The organism is Rhizosphaericola mali, assembly GCF_004337365.2.
In the GTDB taxonomy this organism is placed as follows: domain Bacteria; phylum Bacteroidota; class Bacteroidia; order Chitinophagales; family Chitinophagaceae; genus Rhizosphaericola; species Rhizosphaericola mali.
Map to the genome: position 1 here is coordinate 998,790 of NZ_CP044016.1, position 25,760 is coordinate 1,024,549.

Here is a 25,760-nt window from a genome sequence, read left to right on the forward strand (position 1 = left end):
GATGACCTTTTACTTTTAGTCTATTTATTGAAGTTGACTCAATAATTTGGCATGTTCTAGATATAATGGAGTGACATCTTTTATCGTCAATCCAACAATATCAAAATGATCATACCCATTAAATAATTCTGCATACCAAGTTCCTTTCTCTATGGACATATTTGGAGTATAGTCAACCGTTTTACTACCAATAGGTCCGCGCATACTGTATGTATTTGCTAAGCCATCATTTGCCCACCATTTTTTATCAATGATAACTCCTGCATTTGCACTCGCATTTGAGTTTGTGTAATTTCCAACACCTGGAGGTAATGGCCATGCGTATGGATATACCAAAGGAATACATGGAGCAAACATAGTCAGTTTAGGATATTCCCAACCAGTAAGTATACCTGTATTGGTTGCTTTGGTACAAAGTGCAAAATAATAAACGTCTGGAGAGGTTGTTGCGAATTCGTTTAACTCCATGGCTCCTTTAATACTTAGATCATAAGCTCCCTCATCTTGTGACGCCCATAATTTGCTTTGTCCGATTTTATTTACATAGGAGAGAAACGATTCATTAGGATCTCTATTCATACCCCATTGTTCTATATCAAAATTGTATAATACCTTATCAATACCAGTAGTATTGGAAAGATTTGCTAGGGAAATAGCAACATCTTTTACTAATTTAACAATCCCTGTTCCTAGTGTGTTTTCTAGTGATGTTCCACTGTTTGGCGTAGAAATAGTTGTAATACTTTTCACCCAACCTTTTCTATTGCCATCAAAAATCGGAGCATGTCCATCAATGGATCGTTCTATCACGCTACCTTTTTCTAATAATCCCAATAAATACCTTATTGTTTGTCCACCCATGCTATGACCAATAAGGTGTATTGGATGGTTTTTATCCCATTCAGGATATAATCCTGGATAAGTTTTTCCCACTTTTTGTAAATGACCAAATTTATCAGAATGCGCTTTTCCATAATCGACACTTCCTCCTTTAATTTGGTAAAATAATTCGATCGCTCTATCATAATTACTACTAATAGGACCTACATTAGATGTATAAGTTGGATAGCCATTAGACTTTAGTATTTCTTGTAAGTCTTTAAAACCTCCTCCCCAATATTTCAATCCAAGGAGTTCTTCTCTTCCAAATCCGAATAATCCTTGTGTAAATACTATTGGAATTTTGGTTCCGTTTGCAGCAACTGTACTTGCTTTGTTGACAACTGCGAAAGAAGATGCACTATAGGCTCTTAAGCTGGTTGTTGGATCAACTTTCACAGCTTCTTTTTGTTCTGTGGATGCAGTTGTGGTAGAAAATTTTTCTTCTATGATTTCTTTTTTTTGACAGGAAAATGAAAATCCTAAAAGAGTACAGATTCCCATAAATTGCGTATAACGCAGGATGGATTTTTTCATATAGCTAAACATTTATTGTTTCAAAAGTTCTAGATAATTTGAAATTAAACTGTCTGGCGAATTGGGTATTTATAGCAATCGTTATTTTGGCGAATTTTTCAATTCTAAGCTAAAAATATTCAATTAAAATATATATGAAAAAAAAATATTTGTTTTTTTAGGTGAAATGTAAATTTATTTGACTTAGATTAAATAAAGGTCGAACTAACAAGTTTTATACAAAAAATTAGTATAAAAAATCCCGAAGTGTTCAACTTCGGGATTTTTATTAAAAAGTAAAATCTCCATTATTTACCTAAAACATAGGAGAATATCAATGGCGCAACGATCGTCGCATCACTTTCTACTACGTATGATGGCGTTTCTTTGGCTAATTTTCCCCAAGTGATTTTCTCATTAGGAACGGCTCCAGAATAAGAACCGTAAGAGGTTGTAGAGTCAGAGATTTGGCAGAAATAAGCCCATAATGGTGTATTTTCCCATTCCAAATCTTGTTCCATCATCGGAACTACACAAATAGGAAAATCTCCACTGATACCACCACCAATTTGGAAGAAACCTAAACCTTGAGGACCAGAAGATAAATCTTTGTATTGATCCACCAAATAAGTCATGTATTCGATACCTGTTTTAACTGTATGTGGATGCAGTTCACCTTTGATTACATAGCTTGCGAAGATATTACCGGTGGTACTATCTTCCCATCCTGGACATACGATTGGAATATTTTTCTCCGCTGCGGCCAACATCCAACTATCTTTTGGATCAATTTCATAGTATTGTTCCAATTCTCCACTTAACAAAATTTTATATAAAAATTCGTGTGGAAAATAGCGTTCGCCTTTTTCTTCAGCAGTTTTCCATACATTATGCAAATGTTTTTGCAAACGACGGAATGCTTCTTCTTCCGGAATACAAGTATCTGTTACGCGGTTAAAATGATGTTTGATTAAATCTTCTTCATCTTCCCCATTGAAATAACGATACCCAGGAACTCTTTTATAATGAGAATGAGCAACCAAGTTCATCACATCTTCTTCCAAGTTAGCACCTGTACAAGAGATAATATGAATTTTATCTTGGCGAATCATTTCTGCTAATGAAATACCTAACTCGGCAGTACTCATCGCTCCACCAAGGGAAACAAGCATCTTGCCGCCTTCGTCTAATAATTTTACATAACCTTGTGCAGCATCCACTAACGCTGCAGAATTGAAATGTCTATAATGATGCTCAATAAATTGAGAAATAGGTCCTTTTGTTGACATTTTATCTTATAAATTTTTAGAATGCAAAAGTAATATTTTAAAGTAAAATAGAACCGAAAGTTTGTTAATAAACCATGAAACCATTAGTTTATTTATCTAAATCTGCGGGGATTTCTTTCAAAATGTGCAACAAGAAATCATAAAAACGTTGCACGGATGAAATTTGCACTCTCTCATCTGGACTGTGTGGCGACAACAAATTAGGTCCGAAAGAAATCATCTGCATGCCTTCAAATTTTGCACCTAAAAGACCACATTCCAATCCTGCATGACATGCTTGTACTTGTGGTTCATTTTGGAAGACTTCTTTATATGTTTTTTCCATAAAATGAACCAATGGAGAATTCGGATTGGGCTCCCAACCCGGATAATCTCCAGATAAAGAAACGGTCGCACCGATATTTTCAAAATTGGATTGAATCGCATTGACGATATCGTATTTGGTAGATTCTACTCCGCTACGCAAAAGAGATTCTGTATGGAAATTTCCATCCTTTACAATAACGCGCGCCAAGTTGGAAGAAGTCTCAACAAATCCTTCTATTTCTGGACTCATACGATACACTCCGTTTGGATCAGCGTAAATAGATTGGAGTATTTTTTTCAAATCCTCTGGTGCAACGGCTTTTACATTGTCTATTTGAGTGGATTCGACGACTATTGTCAATGATTTTTCAACTGCTTTAAATTCATTTTGAATTGTTGTCAAAAAGCTAGTAATTTCAGTTTTAAAAGCGTTTACATCATTGCATTTAACGGCAACTGTAGAAATTGATTCACGAGGAATTGCATTACGCAAACTACCGCCATTTATTTCCACTAACTGAAAAGGAATTTTTTTCCATAGTTGAAATAATAAGCGATTCATTAACTTATTGGCATTGGCACGACCAAGATTGATCTCCGCACCACTATGACCACCTTTTAAACCTTTTACATTTATTTGAAAAAATTGGCTTTCTGGTAAAATGTTTTCTTGTTGATAAGCATATTCTGTAGTTAAATCAATACCTCCTGCGCAACCCACTGTCAATTCTCGTTCGTCCTCTGTATCTAAATTCAACAAAATTTTTCCTTGCAAAATGCTAGAATCAATTTGCATCGCTCCTGTCATACCTGTTTCTTCATCCACAGTAATCAATGCTTCAATTGCAGGATGCGCAATATCTTTACTAGATAAAATGGACATAATCGCAGCGACTCCGATACCATTATCGGCGCCCAAAGTCGTTCCATGAGCCTTAACCCAATCTCCATCAACATACATTTTGATACCTTCTTTATCAAAGTCAAAAACTGTATCGTTGTTTTTTTGATGGACCATATCCATGTGACCTTGCAACACAACTGTTGGACGATCTTCAAAACCAGTAGTTGCAGTTTTTTTGATAACGACATTTCCGATGGCGTCGTGTGTCGTTTTTAGTCCCAAGCTATTGCCAAAATCAAGTAAAAACTGACGAACTCTTTCCTCTTTTTTAGATGGTCTTGGTACTGCATTTAAATCCGAAAAATGATTCCATAATACTTTTGGCGCTAATTCTCTTACTTCCATTTTTTAATTCTTTTATTTCATTAAGCAATAACCAGTTATACATAAAAAAAGGTTGCCAAATTTAGGCAACCTTTTTAATTTATGCGGTATAAATATTAATATAACGCTTTAGAATCTGTAACGCGAATCAATTTTGCATTTACAAATTCATAAATTCCAGCAGGAGATTGTTCACGACCATATCCAGAGTTTTTAGTTCCTCCGAATGGTAATTCTGGTGCGATACCAGTTACGTGATTGATATAAACCATACCTGTATCGATTTGACGAGCAATTTCCACTGCTTTATCTGTATCTTTTCCGAATACAGAACCACCTAAGCCAAATTCTGTCGCATTAGCAATTTCAATTGCTTCATCAACATTTTTATAAGTATGCAACATATAAACTGGTCCAAATATTTCTTCAAAATAGGCATCCATTTTTGGAGTAATATCTGTGATTAATGTTGGTTCTAAGAATGCTCCCGCACGATCTATTCTATGACCGCCGATTACAACATTTGCACCTTGCTCAGCTGCTTTTGCAACTTGTGCAGCAACATCTTCAGCAGCTTTTTCACTACTTAATGGAGCTACATCGGTGTCGGCTTCTAATGGATCACCCACTTTCAAAGTTCCAAAGATGGCTTTAACTTTATCCAAAAATTCAGCTTTTTTACTTTCAGGTAAAATTACACGCTTTGGAGATACACATACTTGACCTGCATTCCACATACGACCATAAACTGTTGTTTTCGCAGCATCATCCAAATCTGCATCTTCCATAATAATAAATGGATCACTACCGCCTAATTCTAAAGTAGATTTTTTAACTTTAGAACCAGCTGCAGATGCAATACTTGCGCCTGCTGGTTCACTACCAGTCAATGAAACTGCAGCAATACGAGGATCTGCTACTAATCTTTCAACATCTCTACCTGGAATAAACAAATTGGTATAAACGCCTTTTGGTGCTCCAGCTTCTAAGAAAATATCTTCCATGATTTGCGCACATTGAGGTACGTTTGATGCATGCTTCAATACCATTGTGTTCCCAGCCATAATATTAGGCGCCGCAGAACGGGTAATTTGATAGAATGGGAAGTTCCAAGGTTGTACACTTAACAATACACCAATTGGTTCATAAGCTAAGAATGCTTTTCCATGAGCAGTGTCTAATGGATGATCTGCTAAAAATTTAGCACCATTATCTGCATAATAATCAAATATGTTGGCACATAATTCTACTTCGTAAATACTTTCTTTAAGTAATTTACCCATTTCTAAGGTAGCTAATTTACCTAATTCTTCTTTTTTAGTGCGAAGAATACTTGCTACTTTATGTAATACTTGGGCGCGTTTTTCAAAAGAGGTCTTTTTCCATGATTTAAAGGCCTGGTCTGCACGTCCGATAATTTGGTCCACTTGTTCATTACTCATTACGTCAAATTCTTTGACGGTTTCGTTGTTGAATGGATTTACTGTCTTAATAGAGGATGCTTTTTTTACTACTGTTGACATAATTAATCGGTTTTTTAATTAGATGTATATAAGACAATTTAAACGAAGGTTAGTTTATACACCAAGGTAAACATTCTGTTAAATTATTCTTGCTTAATAGTGATGCAACAAATATTCCTATAAAATAATAGTGGACAAATTGTCCACTATTTAGATAAATTGGCAGACTTGCTGACTAATTGTTATAATTTGATGTTAATTGCAGCCATATAGTTGGTTCCCGCCATAGGGAAATAATAATTATCGTTGGAAAGTGTACCATTATAGACAGAGGGGTAGGCTGCTCCATTGGAATTATATTTTCTATTGAAAACATTTATCACCATTCCATTAATTGTCCATTCTTTAAATATGAAATTATGGATAGTGTAAATTAAACGAATGTCTTGATTATAGTAACTACTTATTGCTCTTGTATCATCTTGCGTATTGTCTAGATATTGTTTGCCTACATATTTACTTATGAAGCTTAATTCTACATTTTTTACCGGTAAAATATTGATACTTCCAGCGCTTACGATGGATGGAGAGAACGAAATATCTTTATTATGATATTCTTGTGAAGTCGTCCCAATCTGATTCCAGTCAGCATCATAAGCAACATAATAACCAGTAAATTTTTTAATTTTATTTTTGCTTAATGTAAGATTTGCAGTAGTATTTATCCAATTGGAGATCTGGTAACTTCCCTGCAATTCAACACCTGCGCGATAACTGTTGGGGACATTTACTCTTACCGTTGAGCCAACATCATTCAATGCCCCTGTTTGTACTAATTGATTTTTATAAAGCATATAGTAAAAAGTTACTCCCCAACTATATTTTTTATCGGTTTTCGTTGTGCCTAATTCAAAATCGTTCAAGGTTTCTTTAGTTGGTTGGTTATCTAAATTTGCTTCAAAGTCACTTCTGTTGGGTTCTTTATTTGCCAAAGCGTAACTAAAATAAGCATTGTAACCATTTTTAGTAAAACTAACACCAGCTTTGGGATTAAGAAAATTAAAAGTTCTTTTTATAGTATCTAAAGGTGTGTTTTCTGGTGTATCTTCAAATCCTTCCATATTGTATTTGACATGACGATATTGCACATCGGCAAAAAGATTCCAAAAACTATTCATTCTATGCAACCATTTTAAATACACATTTTGATCGCTTTTCCATGCTGGATAATTATAGTATTGGTCGTCATAAGGGATATTGCCATTTTGACTCCAGATGATGTTGCCATAATGTTTGCCATCATATTTTGTCCAGCTACCACCAAAGGTTACATCTTCATTTTTCTTGTTGTATTGCAAAGAAAATGTCTGTCCATAGAAATAATTATCCAAATAACGTTGTCTAATTAAATCAGTATTTTTTATAGTATCGCCTACGACAGGTACATAATTAGGTAAACTATAATCGGCGTAACTAGCATCTTGTTTATACTCTTCATAGTAACCTTTACCTCTTGTCAAAAATGTCGCAATATTTAAATTAAGATTATTGGAAAACTTGTGGTTAAAAAACAATTGATAATGCGTTTGAGTATAATAATCATTTTGGTTTTTATAGTACATTGGGTTACCATTTTTATCCAAGCCCATATAACCGACAGAATTATATCTACGATTGCCCGCAAGAATAGAATCCTCTGGTACGCCGTTCCATGCTTGGTAAGTACGCTCTTTTCCTGTAATAAAATTAAATCTGATGGACGTTTTTTCACTTACATAACCAGTTGATAACATCATGGATTGTAGATTAGATTTTGCTCTATCTATATAACCATCGCTTTTGATATTGCTTAATCGCATATCAACATAAAAATGATTATTAAGCAATCCTGAACCAGCGGCAACTGTATTTTTCCAAGAATTAAAAGAGCCAAAGGAGTTATTTATTTCGCCGTAAGCTTTTTCTCTAATTTCATTTGTACTAAGATTTATAGTTGCTCCAAAAGCGCCAGATCCGTTGGTGGATGTGCCGACCCCGCGTTGTATCTGTATGGAATTTGTTGAGGATAATACGTCGGGAATATCTACAAAATAAGAGCCTTGACTCTCTGCATCATTATAGGGAATGCCATTGATGGTAATATTGGTACGACTAGGATCGCTACCTCTGATGCTAATACTTGTATAGCCTATACCATTGCCAGCATCCGAAGTAACTACAACAGAGGGTGTCTGATTTAGCGCAAAGGGTAAATCTCTTCCATAGTTTACTTTTGCGATGTCAGCCGCATTCAGATTAGTTTTGGTAAATGGCGCTTTATCAGATGCACGTATGGCTTTGACTTCCAATGGCTCAAGTAAATATTTATTGTCATTTAGGGTAAAATCAAGCACTATATTTTGTGTAGAAATATGTACAATTTTTTCTACGCTTATTTTTCCAACAGAACTGACTTTAATTTTCACATCTGTATTTTCGGGTAAATGACTAAAACGATAAATACCTGAGTCGTTGGTATTTTGTTGGTTGTTTTTTATAGTCAAACCTGAAATAGTAACTGTCGCACCAGCTAGGTTTTGAGACGTGTCTGATACTTTTCCACTCAATTGAATCTGTGCGTGGGAACAAATAACCATTGAAAAAATCAATGCCAATGTTCCAATAATTTTTTGTTTCATTTTTTTAAATAAACATTATGAATTAATGGAACAGGATGTAAAATGCTTTGGTAGGCAGAGTATATTCTTTTTTTTAAAAAAAAGATTCTAGAAGCCTTCCCTTCGCAGGAATTACCCTGTTCAGGTTCTACGGGTATTATCTCAGCCAATATCATCAGCACCCCGAGGAAACTCTGCCACAAATGTATTGTTAAAATGTATAAATGAAAAATTGAATTTTATAAAAACGAAAAGGACGATACTAAGAATAGTATCGCCCCTTCCTTTAATCTCAAATTAAAACCCTAGTTCCATCCGCCACCTAAGGCCTGATAGATATTTACGATGGCCTTTTTCTGTGCCACTTGAGTCTCGATCAAATCAAATTTAGATTCCAAAGCATCTCTTTGTGTCAATAACACTTCCATGTAATCTGCTTTAGTAGATTTGAATAAGTCATTAGAAATCTGAATAGATTGACTTAATGCATCCACTTGTTTAGATTGGAAAGAGTATGTGCCTTCTAAATTTTTGATTTTTGCTAATTGATTTAATACTTCAGTAAACGCGTTTAAAACTGTTTTTTCATAGTTGTAAACGGCTTCGATTTGTTCCGCATTGGCATTTTTATATTCTGCTTTAATCGCATTTTTATTTACCAATGGTCCAATCAAATCACCAGCAAGAGAATATACTAATGATTTAGGCGTATTGAACAAAAATTGAGGACTGAACGCATCATAGCCAACAGCTGCGGAGATATCCAATGATGGATAGAATCTAGCTTTAGCAACTTTTACATTCAACTTCGCCGCAGCCAAATTATACTCAGCTTGTCTAATATCTGGACGATTATCCAACAATTGAGATGGAATACCTACATGAATCTGTGAAGGCAAAGAATCTGCAAATGTTTTGTCATCTCTTTCGATTTTACGAGGATAACGACCACATAAGAAATTGATTCTGTTTTCAGTCTCTGTAATATGTTGTTGGATATCGTATTGCAAACTTTGCGTTTTAGAAACTTCCGCTTGGAATCTTCTAACTGCTAATTCAGTAACTCTTGTTGCCGCTTTTTCATATTTCATAATTTCCAAGGCATTGCTTTGGATTTTGATATTTTGCTGTAAGATATCCAACTGGTTATCGTACGCTAATAATTCGTAATATGAATTAGCTATTTCTGCAATAAGATTGGTAACTAAAAAGTTTTTACCTTCTACTGTTGCCAAATATTTTTGAATCGCTGCATCTTTGGCATTGTGCAATTTTTTCCAAATATCCACTTCCCAAGTTGCTTGTGCTCCCAAACCTAAATTAGTCATTGGGTCTGGCATTTTGTGACCATCTCTGATATCGATATTGTCTTCCAATGCACCAATATTAGTGTAACGTCCAACTTTGTCAACATCTGCACCAGCACCAAGATTTACAAAAGGAAGGTATTCCCCTTTTCTAGCTTGGATATCATTTTGCGCCATTTCAATCTCTTGGAGTGTCATGTTCAACTCCTGATTATTTTTTAGCGCGGTATCAATTAAAGTCCTTAAGTAAGGATCAGTGAAATATTCATTCCATTTCACTTTAGCGATAGTTTGGGTATCAGCAGGCAGTGAATCATTGAAATTCACTGGCACTGCTTTGTTTTCCGTTTTTGTAGCTACAGTGGGTACTTTACATGCCATGTAAGCTACTGGAATACAAACCAAACCCAAATATTTGAATATATTTTTTCTAGTCATTGTGTTCGATTTCTTCTGTTAATGGTTCGTCTTCTTCATCTTTCAACATCTTACGTTTGGATGCTATCGTACCGAAAATGTAATACAAGCCTGGAATAATAATAACTCCAAATAAAGTACCGATAAACATACCTCCCGCAGCTGCTGCACCGATTGTACGGTTACTGATCGCACCAGGACCATGTGAGAATAATAATGGGATCATACCTGCGACGAAGGCAAATGAAGTCATTAAGATTGGTCTGAAACGGACTTTAGCACCTTCTACAGCTGCTTGGTAGATCGTCATACCATCTTTATGTTTTTGCATCGCAAATTCCACAATCAACACCGCATTTTTACCTAGCAAACCTACCAGCATGACCAAACCGACTTGCGTATATACGTCATTGGACAATCCAAATAGTTTTACTAAAAGGAACGCACCAAATATACCCATTGGTAAAGAGAAGATAACGGATAGCGGTATGATGAAACTTTCGTACTGAGAACAAAGAACTAAATATACGAATACCAATACGACTAAGAAAATAACCACAGCTTCGTTACCACGAGCAGCCTCATCAAATGTGATACCTTCCCATGCTATATCATAACCTCTTGGTAATACTTGTTTGGCTGTTTCTTGAATTGCTTTTACTGCCTCACCTGTACTATAACCAGCAGCGGGTTCCCCTTTAATCGCAGAAGATGGATACATGTTATAACGAGTAACCTCATTCATACCATGGGTTTTGGTCATGGTCATAAAAGCGGAATAAGGAACCTCTTCACCTCGGTCATTTTTTACATACAATTTCAAGATGTCCTCAGGAAGTGCTCTATATTGAGGAAGTGCTTGTACATATGCTTTATAGAAAGTATTGAATCTGATAAAACCAAGTTCATAAGTACTACCTACAAGTATACCCAAATTGTTCATAGCATTTTCAATAGAAACGCCTTTTTGCATTGCGATTTTATTGTCAATCTTTAATTCATATTGAGGATAGTTATCTGTAAAGAAGGTAAATAAACCAGCAAGCTCTTTTCTTTTTTTCAAAGCTGCCATAAAATCATTATTTACTTCTCCTAATGCATGATAATCACCTGTATTTGTTTTATCAATTAAACGCATTGAGAAACCACCAGAAGTACCATAACCAGGAACCGCAGGAGGTCCGAAGAACTCGATATTTGCAGGAATATCTTTTGTTTTTTCTTTCAATTGCGCTATAATATCATTGACATCACCTTTTCTTTCTTCCCAATCATCCAAAGTGATCAAACATGTACCAGCATTGGAACCTCTACCTTCTGTTAAGATTTCATAACCTGCAAGTGCAGTTACAGAACTAACACCTTTAATTTGTTTCGCAATTTTTTGTACTTCTTCAGAGACTGAATTGGTTTTTTCTAGTGTAGATCCAGGAGGCGTTTGGATGATGGCGTACACCATACCTTGGTCTTCATTTGGAATGAAGCCTGCAGGTAATACCTTATTGATACCAACAATGCCAAATGCAAATGCGATCAAAATAGCGAAAGTGACCAATCTTCTATTTACCACTTTTTTCAATAAGTTGGTATAGCGCCCAGTTAATCTTTCAAATGCGTTATTGAACTTATCAATGAACCAAGTAATCGGCGTCTTTCTTTTTGGTTTGCCATGATTATTTTTCAAGATCATAGCACACAATACAGGTGTCAATGTCAATGCCACAAAACCAGAAATGACAATTGATGCAGCCATTGTGATGGCAAATTGTCTAAAGAACACTCCAACTGGACCTGACATAAATGCAATCGGTACAAATACGGATGTCATCAACAAAGTAATTGCAATAACGGCGCCACTGATCTCCCTCACTACTTCACCCACAGCTTTATAAGGCGATAGATGTTTTTCTTCCATTTTGGCGTGCGTTGCCTCCACAACCACAATCGCATCATCCACAACGACCCCTATGGCCAGTACGAGTGCAAACAATGTGATCATATTTAAGGACATCCCAAATAATTGCATGAAGATAAATGCACCAATCAAGGATACAGGTACCGCAATAATTGGAATCAATGTAGATCTCCAGTCTCCTAAGAAAATGAAAACCACAAAAGCCACCAATACAAACGCTTCACCTAATGTATGTACAACTTTGTGTATAGATGCATGTAGGAAGTTTGATACGTCATAACTGATTTGATAATCCATTCCTGGAGGGAAGGATTCTTTTTTAATTTCTTCCAATTGTTTTTTTACGGCTGTAATTACCTCACTCGCATTACTACCATAGTTTTGTTTAAGGGTAATGGATGCGGAAGGGTGACCGTCCATATTGGAATAGACATCATAAAATTCACTACCTAAATTTACCTTTGCAATATCTTTTAGTCTTAAAATCTCTCCATTGGGATTAGACCTAATAATGATATTCTCATATTGCTCAGGCTTATTGTACCTATCTTGATAAGTAAGCGTGTATTCTATGGACTGTGATCTTTGCCCCGTACTTTGTCCTAATCTACCTGGTGTACCGATAATACTCTGATCTGCCATAGCTTTCATCACTTCATCAGTGGACACATTGTAAGCTCGCATACGATCTGGATCTAACCATACACGCATTGCATAGATACGACCACCTAAGATAGTTGCACTACCCACACCATTAATACGTTGTATCTGAGGTATGATATTTACATTAGCAAAGTTGTATAAGAATTTTTGATCCGCATGAGGGTCTTTACTGTATACGTTTACATACATCAACATGTTAGGAGATGTATATGTTACAATTAGACCTTCACGTTGTACAAGTTCAGGTAGACGGTTAGTCACCTGTTCAATACGTGTTTTTACATTGACCATGTTTAAGTTAGGGTCAGTACCTAAGTTAAAATAGATCTGTATGGTAGCCTCACCCGCACTGGTGGCATCTGAGGTCATATATTTCATATTAGGAACACCATTGATTGCTTTTTCCATTGGGATCAATACGGAGTTCTCTAATACTCTCGCACTAGATCCAGGAAAGGCAATATTTACCACTACCACAGGTGGCGCAATATCAGGAAACTGCGCAGTAGGTAGGGTCTCGATAGCCAGCACACCCATAAATACAATCACAATGGATAGTACTATGGCCATGACCGGCCTTTTAAGAAATTTTTCAAACATATCTTTGGAATGTTAATTTAATGTTGAATAAATACTACTCAGTAGGAAGATTCAATTTGGAAATAACCTTGCGTGCATCTTCAAAATTGTACTGAATCTTATCTTGATCCTGTACTTTACGTTGACCTTCCAAAAGGATTTTTTCATCTCCCTTTAAGCCACTACCTACTACGTATAAATCTGGTAATTCAGCACTTGTAGTAATCAATGTTAGGTGTACTTTATTTTGAGCATCGACAACATAGACATATTTTTTATCCATGATTTCAAATGTTGCTCTTTGTGGTATGATTACTCCATTGTGTACTGGTTGACTTACCATTACATTACCAGTTTCGCCATTTCTCAACAAACCTTCTGGATTAGGAAAGGTTGCTCTGAATGCGATATTACCAGTTTCGTTATCGAAATCAGCTTCGATCGTTTTTACGATACCAGGATGATCAAAGATTTGTTGATTGGCCATTTGAAGTTTTACATTCATGACGCTATCACGATTTTTCTCTGCTTCTTTGAAATCTAGGTATTGTGCTTCTGGTACGTTGAAGTATACCCACATTTGACTGTTGTCAGATAATGTTGTAAGTAAATCTCCATCGTCTACCAAGCTTCCTAATTTCATCAATAAATGGTCAACGATACCATCGTAAGGTGCGCGGATTTCTGTAAAGCCTAAGTGTGTATTGGCTAATGCGAGTTCTGCATTTGCTTGACTCAATTTAGCTTTAGCCATTGCTAGTTCGTTCGGCGCCACGATATTTTTATCAGACAATGATTGTGTATTTTGAACTTCGATACGTGCTGCTTGTGCTTCTGCTGCCGCTTTGTCACGTTCAGCATTATACAATTTAGGCATAATGCGGAATAACAATTCGCCTTTGTGAACTTTTTGACCTTCGTCTACGAATATTTTTTCTAAATAACCGCGCTCTTGAGAGCGAATTTCAATATGTCGGATTGATTTGATCTGGCATACATACGGTTGAATAATTGTTGTATCCATCACTATTGGGGTAGATACAAGTAGCTTTCCAGTTTCTTCTTTTGCTTCTTCCTTTTGTTTGCAGCTTGTAAAGCATATGAATGCAAACAAACTCATGGAAATAAAAATTCCTTTCATAAAAATGTACCAGGATTTTAACGATGTGATTAATTTGAGAATAAAAGTTTACGTTGTGTCGGTGATAGGATAACGAGTGATTCTGTCCCGTACACAATAAGTTTATTTAGTTATTGGTATAAATATTAAAATCAAATTTTTAAAACGTGAATGAATAAATATTTTATCTGAGCTTTTTGGGATAAATGGTAGCATGGTGGTAATAACACCGCGTTCAATGAGTGAAATGCGTATTTGTTGCCTTGATTGTTGGTAATCATGGACAAGAATGCAAAAGTGGATTTTGTTCTAGAAACGTTGTTTTGTACGAAATCATCTTCGTCATCATCCGATTCTGTCTGCGCTAATTTGGTATAATTTTTATAATGTGCACATTTTTTCAAAACGGTTAAATTGTTGAAAAAATAGACGTCTACTATGCTAGGATTGTTAGAAGAAAAATTATCTAATTTATTTGAATAAATATTGCTTTTTATCTCAGATTTGGCGTGAAAAGCATTTGCTTCATTCCAAATCAGCAGGATAAAAAGACAACTTATTATACTAATTAAAAATTTTTTCATTCTCTTTTGTAAGCCAGTTTTAGTATTGTTTTTAATATAAGTGCATGATTATCAATGCAATGTATTTTCAGTCGAAATTTACTAAAACCTTGACCTATGATTTGGACTAAAAACCAATGAAAAAGTTTAAATCTTGTTTAATAAAATGTCTAATTAATAGATGAATCAATTAGTAAAAATTAAACGAATGCATGTTTTTTTGAATATTTAAGTATGTAAAGATATTTCTAATTGAAAAAGCCTTGGATCGCTCCAAGGCTTATCATTTATTTCCAAACGTCTTTTGCGATTTCAGTAATTAATTTGATTTTTTTCCATTGATCTTCTTCTGTCAGTTTATTTCCCGTTTCTGTGGATGAGAATCCACATTGCGGACTTAAACAAAGATTCTCTAAAGGAACAAATTGAGTTGCTTCGTTTATTCGTTCTTTTATTTGAGTAGGATTTTCTAATTCGGGAAATTTAGAGGTTATCAATCCCAAAACGATTTTACTTTGTTTATTTTTCCATTCTTTCAATGGGGTAAAATCACCAGATCTTTCTGAATCATATTCCAAGAAAAAGCCATCATAATTGGTGCGGAAAAGTGCTTGAGCGATAGGAGCGTAGCCACCAGAAAAAATCCAAGATGAAGCATGATTACCTCTACAGATATGTGTAGTGATGGTCATATCAGTAGGTTTATTTTCCAATGATTGGTTAATAATATCCGCACATTTTTCAGCGATTTCATCTGGATTTATGCCTTTATTCAAAAGCATTTCTCTTTTTTCCTTATCGATCAAAAAAGCCCAATTGGTATCATCGAATTGCAAATATCTGCATCCCACAGCGTAAAATGCTTGAATAGCTTGTTGATAGGTGGTCGCTAAATCTGTATAAAAATCATCCAAATTGGGATAAATTTCTTTTAAATGAGAATGTTCTTGCGTTGCCAATATTTCTTGACGTAAGATCATTGTTGGACTTGGGATCGTTGCTTTTGCAATATGTAGATTATCATCTCCCAACGCTGTTTTTAAAAAAGTAAAATGCTGTAAAAATGGGTGATTTTCGGGAAAGCTAATTTTTCCAATGACCCTAAAGTTATAATTAGGGGCTTTATCTCCTTTAAACTGTTGATTATAACCATTTTCTGGTATATAACCTTCTAATCCATTCAGATGTTCTATAAAATCAATATGCCAAAATCCACGTCTAAACTCGCCATCGGTGATAGCTGTAAGTCCGTTATTTTTTTGCTTTTCGATCAAATCAAGGATGGAATCATCTTCGATTTTTGTCAATTCGTCTTTTGAAATTTCGCCATTCAACTGTGCTTTTCTCGCAGCTTTTAATACTGTCGGACGCAAAAAACTACCCACGATATCTGCACGAAAAGGTGCCTGATTTTGTAATGCCATAATTCAACTATTTGACAATAAAAGTATCTATTCGATCAAAATGTCTATTAAATTAAAATTATTTAGATAAAAATTCTAATTAATTGATATTTGTAGATTATTGTATTAAATATAATTTCGAATTAATTTTTTAAAAGAATAATTTTCTACCTGATTTTTATCCCAAAAGTCAAATAAGGGTAAATTGTACTTTCTATTTTAAACCAACGTAGTAATTTACAGCGCAAAATTTATATAATATGGCCATTCTATTTTCACCATTTACGATTAGGAATAAGACTTTTAAGAATAGATTAGTAATGTCGCCGATGTGTCAATACTCTGCAGTGGACGGATTTGCCAATAATTGGCATTTGGTGCATTTGGGAAGTCGCGCAGTAACCGGAATAGGGACAATTATTACAGAAGCAGTAGCCGTATCTCCTGAGGGAAGAATTTCTGCAGATGATCTAGGGATATACAAAGAGGACCATGTTGAAAAATTAAAAGAAATTACCACTTTCATTAAAGAGCAAGGTGTAGTTCCTGGCATACAACTGGGACATGCTGGACGAAAAGGAAGTTCGTATCCGGAATGGAAAGGTGCGGGTACTATCCCAGAAAAGGAAGGCGGATGGAAAACTGTTGGCCCTTCAGCTATTCCATTTGCACCTAATTATGCTGCTCCACAGGAATTAAGTATTTCGGATATTCAGAGAATTGTAAATGATTTTATTCTTGGTGCAAAAAGGTCGATTGCAGCAGGTTTTGATATACTTGAATTGCATGCCGCTCACGGATATTTAATTCACCAATTTTTGAGTCCATTGAGCAATCAAAGAACAGATGAATACGGTGGTAGTTTTGAAAATCGTATTAGATTTTTATTAGAAATCATTGATGGTGTAAAGGCGATTTTACCAGAAAATATACTTCTATACGTTCGCCTATCTGGCACGGATTGGGCAGAAGAAGGTATAAAGGCTTGGACTATTGAAGAATCCATTGAGTTGGCAAAAAAATTATCTGAAAAAGAAATTGATTTGTTGGATGTATCAAGTGGTGGGAGCATTGCTCAACCTAAGATTCCTGTTGGTGCATCTTATCAATTACCTTTGGCAACTGCGATCAAAAATGCAGTTCCAAATTTAGTAATTGGTGCTGTAGGAATGATTAATTCTGCAGAACAAGCGGAGACCATTCTTTTGCAAAATAATGCGGATTTCATATTTATGGCTAGAGAGTTATTAAGAAATCCGTATTGGATTTTAGATGCAGCGCATAAGTTGCATGCAAAATTTGACTGGCCAAATCAATACAGAAGAGCAAATCCCAATTTTAAATCGCATAAATAATATTATCAGGAGAAAAGCTATTTTCTCCTTTTTTACATGAAATACTACGATTGTCATACTTATTTAGATATGCAAATAGAGGATGTTGTTGCAATTAGAAACGTGCAAATATCTGAGGATTCTGCTTTGGGTAAATATCAATCTATTGGAATACATCCCTGGAATGTGCAAGCAGATTTTGAAACTGAATTGGCAATTTTAGAAGAAAAAATTACGTCAGATGCTATAATCGCTGTGGGCGAATGCGGGTTGGATCGATTACATTTTGAGACATTTGAGTTGCAAAAAAAAGTCTTTCAACAACAAATTACTTTTGCTAATAAATACCAAAAGCCTTTGATTGTTCATTGTGTAAAGGCATTTTCCGAATGTTTACAATTATTAAGCTTGGCAAAAGTTCCGGTGATTATACACGGAGTGAATAATAAATGGGACTCAATTGCAGCTTTTGTAGATCGCGGATATTTTTTATCATTTGGCGCAGCAATATTGAAAGTAAATAGTATTTCTCGAAAAATACTTCCACAAATTCCAATACATCAATTGCTACTGGAAACGGATGATACGGACATTTCTATTCAAAGTATTTATCAAACGGCTGCTTCTTTATTGACAATTGACTCCGAAGCTTTTAATTTGCAAATAGAATCAAACTTTCATAAAATTTTCCAGATTTGACAAAAGATACAAGTTGGCTTTCGCGGACTCAATTAATCGTAGGAGCGGAGGGAATAAAAAAATTACAAAATGCGCATGTATTGATCGTAGGCTTAGGCGGTGTAGGATCTTTTGCCGCAGAATTTGTGGCGCGTAATGGTATTGGAAAGATGACGATCATCGATGGAGATACGGTTGAAGCGAGTAATCGCAATAGACAGTTACCTGCTTTAGTTTCTACAACTGGCCGCAAGAAAGCAGAAATTATGGCAGAAAGAATACGCGATATTCAACCGGATATTGAGTTACAAATATTTGATTCGTTTATCGAACCAGAAAGAGTTGCTGAAATATTTAAAACTTCTCGTTTTGATTTCTTAATTGACGCCATTGATAGCATTACACCAAAAATTACATTTATAGAATTGGCGTACCAAGCCAACATTCCATTTGTAAGCAGTATGGGTGCCGGTGGTAGATTGGATCCAACGCGAGTACGTGTTGTAGATATTAGTAAAACATTTAATTGCCCATTTGCACAACAAATCAGAAAAATGTTGAGGAAAAAACTAATATATAAAGGATTTAAAGCCGTATTTTCTGATGAAAAGCCGTTAGAAGATTCTTTAGTATTAACAGATGGAAGTAATTATAAAAAGTCTGCTTTTGGGACGATGTCTTATATGCCGGCAACATTTGGTGCTGTGTGTGCGTCCGTTGCAATTAGGCATATTTTAGAAAAATAGTATGGACGGTAATGGCGCTGTTCTCAGTTTAAATTTTGATATTGAAGAATATTTTTTATAAAATTATTAGGTGTCAATTTTACTTTGATATCTTTTTTTGATTGTATAATTATCGTATTTTCTAAAAAAAAGAAATTTTCCAATTTTTCAATTTTATAATCGAGTTCAGATAAGTCAATTCGAATTTTTTTCTCATTTTTTAATACAAAGAAATTAAATATAATTTCTTTGCTTACACAAATAACTATAATTGTAAGTATTACTATTGTTATAATAATTAAAATTATACTTGTCATTTTATATTACACATTTATTTGAAATTTAAATTCCTAATTTAGTACAGGGTTGAAAGTGGGGTTTGATATTTTCCTTTTTTGTTGATTTAATTTAGACTTCATTGCTAAAGTATTCTTTACTTTTCATATCGAGAAATATTTATTAGGGACAAAAAAGGGACATTTTAATATATTGAAAATCAACATATTGTTGATAAAAATAAAGATTATATTCTCGTTGAAAGTATATTTTTATTTAGCTTTACGAGTCTAAAACTTAAAATATTTGAATCTTGGAAATGCGTTTTCTTATTTTATTATCCTTTATTAGCTTTATTTTTTTATCAAGTTGTGATAATAGGCACGTAAAAGAAAACTCTCGTCCCAAGTTTGATAAACTGATATTAAAATGTATACCCACCACTGCCATTCATTCAGAAAATCCAGATAAATATTTAGCCAATAAAGATTTTAAAAATAATACAGAGGAGGGGATTTACGATGTTTTAAAGGGAAATTATTACTTAAATAAATTTGGTGCGATTAACGATAGCAGTGAATATTATTTCAATGATGCTTTCGTTAAAATTTCAGCTTTAGATATACGATTTTATTTATGGCTTCGTGTTAATTATGCTTGGTATCTATATCGTATTAGAAAGACGACACAAGCACTTGATTTTTATAATAAAGTAATCCAGACGCTGGATGAAAATCCAAAATTATCTTTAATTGACCCTGTGAATACTTACAAGTGGATCGGATATTTTCTGGGTACCATAGACGAGAAACAAACTTCAATTGTTTATTTAAAGAAGGCATTGGCATATGGCAAAAAGAATACATTGAATAGTGCGGAAATCAAAGACAATATCGGAACCTATTTCTTAGATTTAAAACAATTTGATAGTGCACAGTTGTACTATGATCAAGCGGAGAAAGATGCATTAAATTTGCATGATAGTTCTAGATTGGCCAAGTTGTTTGGAAATCAATCACGTATTGCAGTGTTTAGAGAAGATATGGATGAGGCAATAACCCTTTTGCAAAAAGATTTAGAAATTGTTAAGTCAGAAAAAGATTCGAATAATATGGTCTTAGTCAATAATTTGATTGGGAAGACTTACGAGGAAAATAAAGAGCCGAAAAAAGCTTATAGATATTTTGATACAGGAGTTATTATTGCCAGAAAATTTCCAGTATTAAATTCTGATGAATATGAATTATTAAAAAAACAACTCAATTTAATAAGAACACACCATTTTCTAGTGGATACTACAAGTATTTTATTGAGAATTAATGCATTGAGAGATATTATAGACAGTACAGACGGGCAAAATGCGATGATCTTAACTCGGCAAAAATATCTCAATGATCAAGTGCTCAATAAAAATAAAAATATAAATGCTCATTTATCTCAGGAAATTAACTTGAAGTGGATATTCGTGATTTTATTTTTAATTATTAGCATCCTTTCTCTGTTAATATATTGGAAATATAAAAATAAATTGGTTCAAAAAAATATAGAGATTCTTCAATTTTGGGATCAGATTAATCGTGAGCGTGCACAATCTGAAGCTAGATTAGCCAAGGCTAATAATGAATTAAAAGCCTATATTGTTTATTTGAATGAGCGAAATGAACTAATTCAAGATTTGGAATACAAACTTACGCATTCTAATTTGGTACTTCATCCTGACAAATCAAATCAACAAATCATCTACGATTATATACAAGATACTTTGATTACGGAAGAAAATTGGCAAAATTTTAAAAAAGCGTTTGTTGTTGAAAATGTATCATTCGTAAATAAATTGCATCAAGATTATCCGAAATTAACTGAGTCTAATTTGCGTATTTTATTTCTATCCAAATTAAATCTTTCCAATAACGAGATTGCTAATGTACTGGGCGTTTCCTATGACGCAGTTAAAAAATCTAAACAAAGATTGAAAGCAAAATATGGGATTGATTTTGACAAGTTGGATAATTTATAAAAAATAGTAATCAACTATTTTTTTAAATATTTCGACTGAAAATAAATATTGGTCTAAATATTATATCTTTGCACAAAAAAATGGCAAGTGAAAATGTAAGATTACAGATTCTCGTCGGAGCACAGAAATTATTTCAACAAAATGGTTGGAGTAAAATAACGATGGAAGTTGTTGCCAAATCTATAGGAAAAGCAAAAAGTTCATTATACTATTATTTTAAAAGTAAAGAAGAAATCTATTTTGCCGTTTTGGATATGGAAATAAATGAAATTATCCTAGAAACTATAAGGCAGATAAAAGAAGAGAAAACTCTTGAAGCTAAACTATTTACTTTTTCGAAAGTCAAATTTGAAATGACACGGAAACGCCGCTCTCTATATGCTACAACAGAGATTGGTATGGATCAAGAAGAGTTTACAAAATATACTGAAATTAAGAGATCTGTTCATGATAAGTATGTAGAAAAAGAAAAAGTGGTATTGCAACAAGTGTTTATCGAAGCTATTCAAAATAAAGAATTAGATGAAATCGATAGTATCAAAATGGATGCTTTGTTATTGATTTTTTTGTGTGGATTGAGAGGATTAAATAGAGAATTTTATCATAGGATTTCGCATGAAGAGATGAAGGGTATATTACAACTTCACTGTCAAGTGTTTTATAAAGGGATTAAATAAAAATTTTAAAATTTATTCGACTAAAATTAAATATTAGTCTATTTATATGGAATTAGGAAATGCATTTAGAGTATTTAGTTCGCGCAACTACCGCTATTTTTTCTTTGGACAATTAATTTCCAGGATGGGAACTTGGATGCAAAGAACAGCGGTAATCTGGGTGGTATATACTATGACGCATTCTGTGTTGTGGGTAGGTATTACTACTTTTGCCGAGCAATTTCCTTCTTTCATATTATCTCCTGCCGGAGGTATCACCGCAGATAAATACGATCGACATAAAATCGTTATAGTTACCCAAACAGTGTCTGCAATCCAAGCGATATTATTGACATTTATATATGCAAATGGGTGGCATAATATTGGCATTTTATTATCACTTAGTCTTTTGTTGGGAATTGCCAATGCTTACGATATTCCAGCGCGTCAGTCCATGGTCAATGAATTAGTGGATTCTCCAGATGATCTTCCTGGAGCGATTGCTATGAACTCTTCTTTAAACAATTTTGCTCGTTTGGCTGGTCCTGCATTGGCAGGAATTGCGATGGCAACTTTAGGAGCTACTTTTTGTTTTGCTTCGAATGCAATTAGTTTTGTAGCGGTAATTTATTGTTTGATTAAATTAAGATTGCCTCATCGAGACTTAACAGTCAAAGGGAGTAATATATACCAACAGTTTAAAGATGGGTGGCTTTATGTTCGTAAAAATGAAGAAATCAGTAAAATATTGACACTATCGGCATTGCTTTGTTTTTTGGTTACGACCTATAATACATTGCAACCTTATTTTGCCAAAGATGTATTTCATGGCGATGCTGCTACTTATGGTTATATCAACACAGCAACAGGGGTGGGTGCTTTTTTGAGTACATTTTTTATCGCTTCGCAAAAGAAGGGTAAGAGTTTGAAAAAAATACTTCTGATTAATATGATATTGCTAGGTGTGGGACTTTTGATGATGTCATTTGTAACTAAATTGCCGGTTTATTTATTCATGTGTTTTGTTTGCGGATTTGGAAACATGTCTGCAATTCCGATATGTAATACGATAATTCAAACGGCGTCTTCTGATGAGATGCGTGGACGATCCGTTGGCTTTTTTACTATGGCAACTATGGGGACTTTGCCATTGGGAAGTATTGTAGTTGGCTTTTTTGCAAAGCATTTTAGTGCGCAAAATTGTCAATTGGTACAAGGTATTATTTGTATAATCATTGCATTTGTTTTTTTACCTTATTTATTAAGAAAACCTAAAAATAATTTATAGTATGGGACGTACAGCATTGCTCGTAATGGATATGCAAAAAATGTTATTATCTACGCTAAGTAATCCAGAATCAATCATTGAGAAAAATAAGCAAGCTATATTATTTGCTCGGGAAAATCAGATTCCGATAATTTATGTAGTTGTAGGATTTAATGAAGGATTTCATGAAATTCATCCGAATAACAAAAGTTTTAGTAAAATCGCACAAAACCTAGCGAATGTTGATTTGAATAAATGGAAAGAAATTAGCGAAGAGATTCAACCTCAAAAAGGGGATGCTGTTGTTGTCAAAAAAAGATTTAGCGCTTTTACTGGTAGTGATTTGGATTTGATTTTACGTTCTAAAAATATACAACACATAGTTCTTTCTGGTATAGTTACAAGTGGAGTTGTGTTATCCACATATACAGAGGCAGCGGATAAAGATTTTAAAATTACTATTCTTTCGGATGCTTGTAAAGATAGAGATGAAGAAGTACATCAACTATTGATGTCAAAAATATTTACACGAAATGCAGAAGTGATGACCGTAGAAAATTGGGAAAATACATTTGAAAAATAGAATAAAGGGAATTATTTCCCTTTATTCTATTTCACTTTAATACTCCATGTAAATTGAAATTTTGCAACCTGATCCCCGCTTTCGTCGGTTCCTATGCTGATTAATTTGAACATTACACCTTGTTTTGTATCTATAGCTTCTGTGATTTTTTCATCAATTAAAGCACCTTGGTCGCAAGTGAAAGTGATTTTCCCAACTGCTTTTTTGGTGAACATAGTTTCTAAACCAACCACCAATGTAGAAATATTTTGTCCTGTAATTTGTACTTTTTCCAATAATATCATACCTCCAGAAAACTCTGCAGCCATACCTTGTACTGCCCAAAACATACTTTTGAATGGATTTTGATTTAAGAAATCTAGTTCCACATAGGTTTGTACTTTATCTTTTTCAAAACTTCCCAAACGTACACCTGCAATCCATGCTATCGGAATTTGAGACGTAATAACGGCTTTAAATTGCTCTTGGTTCATTATAATTATTTTAGTATTTCAGTGACTTTAGTGTTTCACTATTTTTCAATAAAGTTTCTTTGTATTGCGATTTTAAATTATTGACCAATTTTTCAACGGGCAAAATTTCGTGGATACCTGCAACACCATGACCGGCAGACCATACGTCTTTCCAAGCTTTTGCATGTGCACCGGACAATTGTGAAAAGTCTTCTTCTTTTTTATGTGTTAAATCAAATCCTGATTTTTCAATACTAGGCAAAAGAAAATTGGCATTCACGCCTGAAACGGCATCTGTATAAATGATATCATCAATGATCGCAGTTTCCAATAATTCTTTATAGTCTGAACTTGCCAAGCTTTCTTCAGTTGCTATAAATCGAGTTCCCATATATGCGAAATCCGCGCCTATGCTAGTGGTCGCAACGATATCCTTTCCATTATTAATAGCTCCAGCAAGTACCAAAAAACCTTTATAAAAATCTCTTATTTCTTCCACCAGTGCAAAGGGATTTGCTGTGCCAGCATGACCGCCAGCACCAGCAGCTACGCAAATAATACCATCAACGCCCGCCTCAATTGCTTTCTCGGCATGACGCTTTTTCACAATATCATGTAATACAATTCCGCCATAATCATGCACAGCGTCTACAATATCCTTGACCGCACCAAGGGATGTGATAATTATCGGAACTTTATATTTGATACATAATTGTAAGTCCGGCAACAATCTCGGATTGGTCTTATTAACGATAAGATTTACACCGAATGGCGCAGGTTTAATTCCCGAACTTTTTTCAAATTCTTCCAATGCTGAAATAATTTCTTTCAACATATTTTCGAAATCTTCAGAAGTTCGTCCATTCAGCGCTGGAAAAGTTCCAACAATACCATTTTTACAAGATTCAATGACGATTTTAGTTCCGGAAACTAGAAACATCGGCGAAACAATCACTGGCAAACTGACTCGTTCTTTCAATTCATTTATATTCATATAGTGCAATTGTAAGAGCAATTTAATCAAATTGCTTTGCAATTGCATGGCAGTAATTTTTTTTTAATATAAGTCAAATATTGAACAGAATCATTTCTTTTTTATTTTTCAATAACTGTTCTTGCCATGTCCTTTAATCCCCATTCTTGAAGACCTTTAATAGCAGGAATGATTGTTAATCCATATTCAGTTAAATGATATTCAACTCTTGGAGGCATTTCTGGAAATACAATACGCTCAATTAATTGATCTTCTGTTAGTTCTTTAAGTTGATTTAGTAACGTTTGTTTACTGATAGTGGGCAAAACTTTCAACATAGCAGAAGATCGGAAATAACTTTTGCTAATTAAGTAAAAAATTGTGATTTTCCATTTTCCGCCTATTTTATTAAAACTATGAGTAACCGGACAATTGCATGGATTAAAATCCTTTGTTTTTCTTATAGCTTTCATGGTATAAAAATATGTACTATG

Annotated in this window: 20 protein-coding genes and 1 riboswitch; of the genes, 7 read left to right on the forward strand and 13 right to left on the reverse strand. The window is 34.3% G+C overall.

Features of this window, described 5'->3' with window-relative positions; genetic code table 11:
• Positions 1-24: 24 nt before the first annotated feature.
• The 10 genes from E0W69_RS04310 to E0W69_RS04355 form a co-directional block, all read right to left on the reverse strand.
• On the reverse strand, positions 25-1,416 hold the full coding sequence (locus E0W69_RS04310; protein ID WP_131328804.1) for an esterase/lipase family protein: 1,392 nt from the start codon (positions 1,414-1,416) through the stop codon (positions 25-27).
• A gap of 287 nt (positions 1,417-1,703) precedes the next feature.
• Positions 1,704-2,684 carry a deoxyhypusine synthase family protein gene (locus tag E0W69_RS04315; protein ID WP_131328805.1) on the reverse strand — a complete coding sequence of 327 codons (981 nt, stop codon included), beginning with the start codon at positions 2,682-2,684 and terminating at the stop codon, positions 1,704-1,706.
• Positions 2,685-2,772: 88 nt separating this feature from the next.
• Entirely contained in the window at positions 2,773-4,239 is a 1,467-nt protein-coding gene (locus E0W69_RS04320; RefSeq protein ID WP_131328806.1) for an aminoacyl-histidine dipeptidase, read from the reverse strand.
• Between the two features lie 95 nt (positions 4,240-4,334).
• The gene (locus E0W69_RS04325; RefSeq protein ID WP_131328807.1) at positions 4,335-5,741 is read right to left on the reverse strand and encodes an NAD-dependent succinate-semialdehyde dehydrogenase; all 1,407 of its coding nucleotides are present in this window, start codon (positions 5,739-5,741) and stop codon (positions 4,335-4,337) included.
• A gap of 182 nt (positions 5,742-5,923) precedes the next feature.
• Positions 5,924-8,359 (reverse strand): TonB-dependent receptor, encoded by a 2,436-nt coding sequence (locus E0W69_RS04330; protein ID WP_131328808.1) that lies wholly within the window; start codon positions 8,357-8,359, stop codon positions 5,924-5,926.
• Between the two features lie 80 nt (positions 8,360-8,439).
• Positions 8,440-8,534: riboswitch (TPP riboswitch) on the reverse strand.
• A gap of 109 nt (positions 8,535-8,643) precedes the next feature.
• The gene (locus tag E0W69_RS04335) at positions 8,644-10,083 is read right to left on the reverse strand and encodes a TolC family protein (RefSeq protein WP_131328809.1); all 1,440 of its coding nucleotides are present in this window, start codon (positions 10,081-10,083) and stop codon (positions 8,644-8,646) included.
• A complete protein-coding gene (locus E0W69_RS04340; RefSeq protein ID WP_255478219.1) occupies positions 10,076-13,210 on the reverse strand; it encodes an efflux RND transporter permease subunit in 3,135 nt (1,044 codons plus the stop codon). Before E0W69_RS04340 ends, E0W69_RS04335 begins: the two co-directional genes overlap by 8 nt.
• 64 nt (positions 13,211-13,274) lie before the next feature.
• Entirely contained in the window at positions 13,275-14,360 is a 1,086-nt protein-coding gene (locus tag E0W69_RS04345) for an efflux RND transporter periplasmic adaptor subunit (protein WP_131328811.1), read from the reverse strand.
• A gap of 131 nt (positions 14,361-14,491) precedes the next feature.
• The gene (locus E0W69_RS04350) at positions 14,492-14,923 is read right to left on the reverse strand and encodes a hypothetical protein (protein WP_131328812.1); all 432 of its coding nucleotides are present in this window, start codon (positions 14,921-14,923) and stop codon (positions 14,492-14,494) included.
• Positions 14,924-15,189: 266 nt separating this feature from the next.
• The gene (locus E0W69_RS04355; RefSeq protein WP_131328813.1) at positions 15,190-16,326 is read right to left on the reverse strand and encodes a 5-methyltetrahydropteroyltriglutamate--homocysteine S-methyltransferase; all 1,137 of its coding nucleotides are present in this window, start codon (positions 16,324-16,326) and stop codon (positions 15,190-15,192) included.
• Between the two features lie 239 nt (positions 16,327-16,565).
• Here E0W69_RS04355 and E0W69_RS04360 point away from each other — a divergent pair, with 239 nt between their 5' ends.
• The 7 genes from E0W69_RS04360 (at position 16,566) to E0W69_RS04390 (ending at position 23,841) form a co-directional block, all read left to right on the forward strand.
• Entirely contained in the window at positions 16,566-17,660 is a 1,095-nt protein-coding gene (locus E0W69_RS04360; protein ID WP_131328814.1) for an NADH:flavin oxidoreductase/NADH oxidase, read from the forward strand.
• Between the two features lie 36 nt (positions 17,661-17,696).
• Positions 17,697-18,338 (forward strand): TatD family hydrolase, encoded by a 642-nt coding sequence (locus tag E0W69_RS04365; RefSeq protein ID WP_131328815.1) that lies wholly within the window; start codon positions 17,697-17,699, stop codon positions 18,336-18,338.
• Positions 18,335-19,063 (forward strand): tRNA threonylcarbamoyladenosine dehydratase, encoded by a 729-nt coding sequence (locus tag E0W69_RS04370; protein WP_131328816.1) that lies wholly within the window; start codon positions 18,335-18,337, stop codon positions 19,061-19,063. The genes E0W69_RS04365 and E0W69_RS04370 overlap by 4 nt, the downstream gene beginning before the upstream one ends.
• Before the next feature lie 574 nt (positions 19,064-19,637).
• On the forward strand, positions 19,638-21,335 hold the full coding sequence (locus tag E0W69_RS04375; RefSeq protein ID WP_131328817.1) for a hypothetical protein: 1,698 nt from the start codon (positions 19,638-19,640) through the stop codon (positions 21,333-21,335).
• 80 nt (positions 21,336-21,415) lie between these two features.
• Complete coding sequence (locus tag E0W69_RS04380) at positions 21,416-22,012, forward strand: TetR/AcrR family transcriptional regulator (protein ID WP_131328818.1); 597 nt, start codon at positions 21,416-21,418, stop codon at positions 22,010-22,012.
• Between the two features lie 46 nt (positions 22,013-22,058).
• Entirely contained in the window at positions 22,059-23,279 is a 1,221-nt protein-coding gene (locus E0W69_RS04385; protein WP_131328819.1) for an MFS transporter, read from the forward strand.
• A 1-nt stretch (position 23,280) separates the two neighbouring features.
• Positions 23,281-23,841, forward strand: coding sequence for a cysteine hydrolase family protein (locus E0W69_RS04390; RefSeq protein ID WP_131328820.1), 561 nt, complete (start codon positions 23,281-23,283; stop codon positions 23,839-23,841).
• Between the two features lie 26 nt (positions 23,842-23,867).
• Here the strand turns inward: E0W69_RS04390 and E0W69_RS04395 are convergent, their stop codons facing one another.
• The 3 genes from E0W69_RS04395 to E0W69_RS04405 all read right to left on the reverse strand — a co-directional run bounded on the left by E0W69_RS04395 (position 23,868) and on the right by E0W69_RS04405 (position 25,739).
• Positions 23,868-24,314, reverse strand: coding sequence for a DUF4442 domain-containing protein (locus E0W69_RS04395; RefSeq protein ID WP_131328821.1), 447 nt, complete (start codon positions 24,312-24,314; stop codon positions 23,868-23,870).
• Between the two features lie 10 nt (positions 24,315-24,324).
• Positions 24,325-25,287 carry an NAD(P)H-dependent flavin oxidoreductase gene (locus E0W69_RS04400; RefSeq protein WP_131328822.1) on the reverse strand — a complete coding sequence of 321 codons (963 nt, stop codon included), beginning with the start codon at positions 25,285-25,287 and terminating at the stop codon, positions 24,325-24,327.
• Positions 25,288-25,388: 101 nt separating this feature from the next.
• Positions 25,389-25,739 (reverse strand): winged helix-turn-helix transcriptional regulator, encoded by a 351-nt coding sequence (locus E0W69_RS04405; RefSeq protein WP_131328823.1) that lies wholly within the window; start codon positions 25,737-25,739, stop codon positions 25,389-25,391.
• Positions 25,740-25,760: the final 21 nt, after the last annotated feature.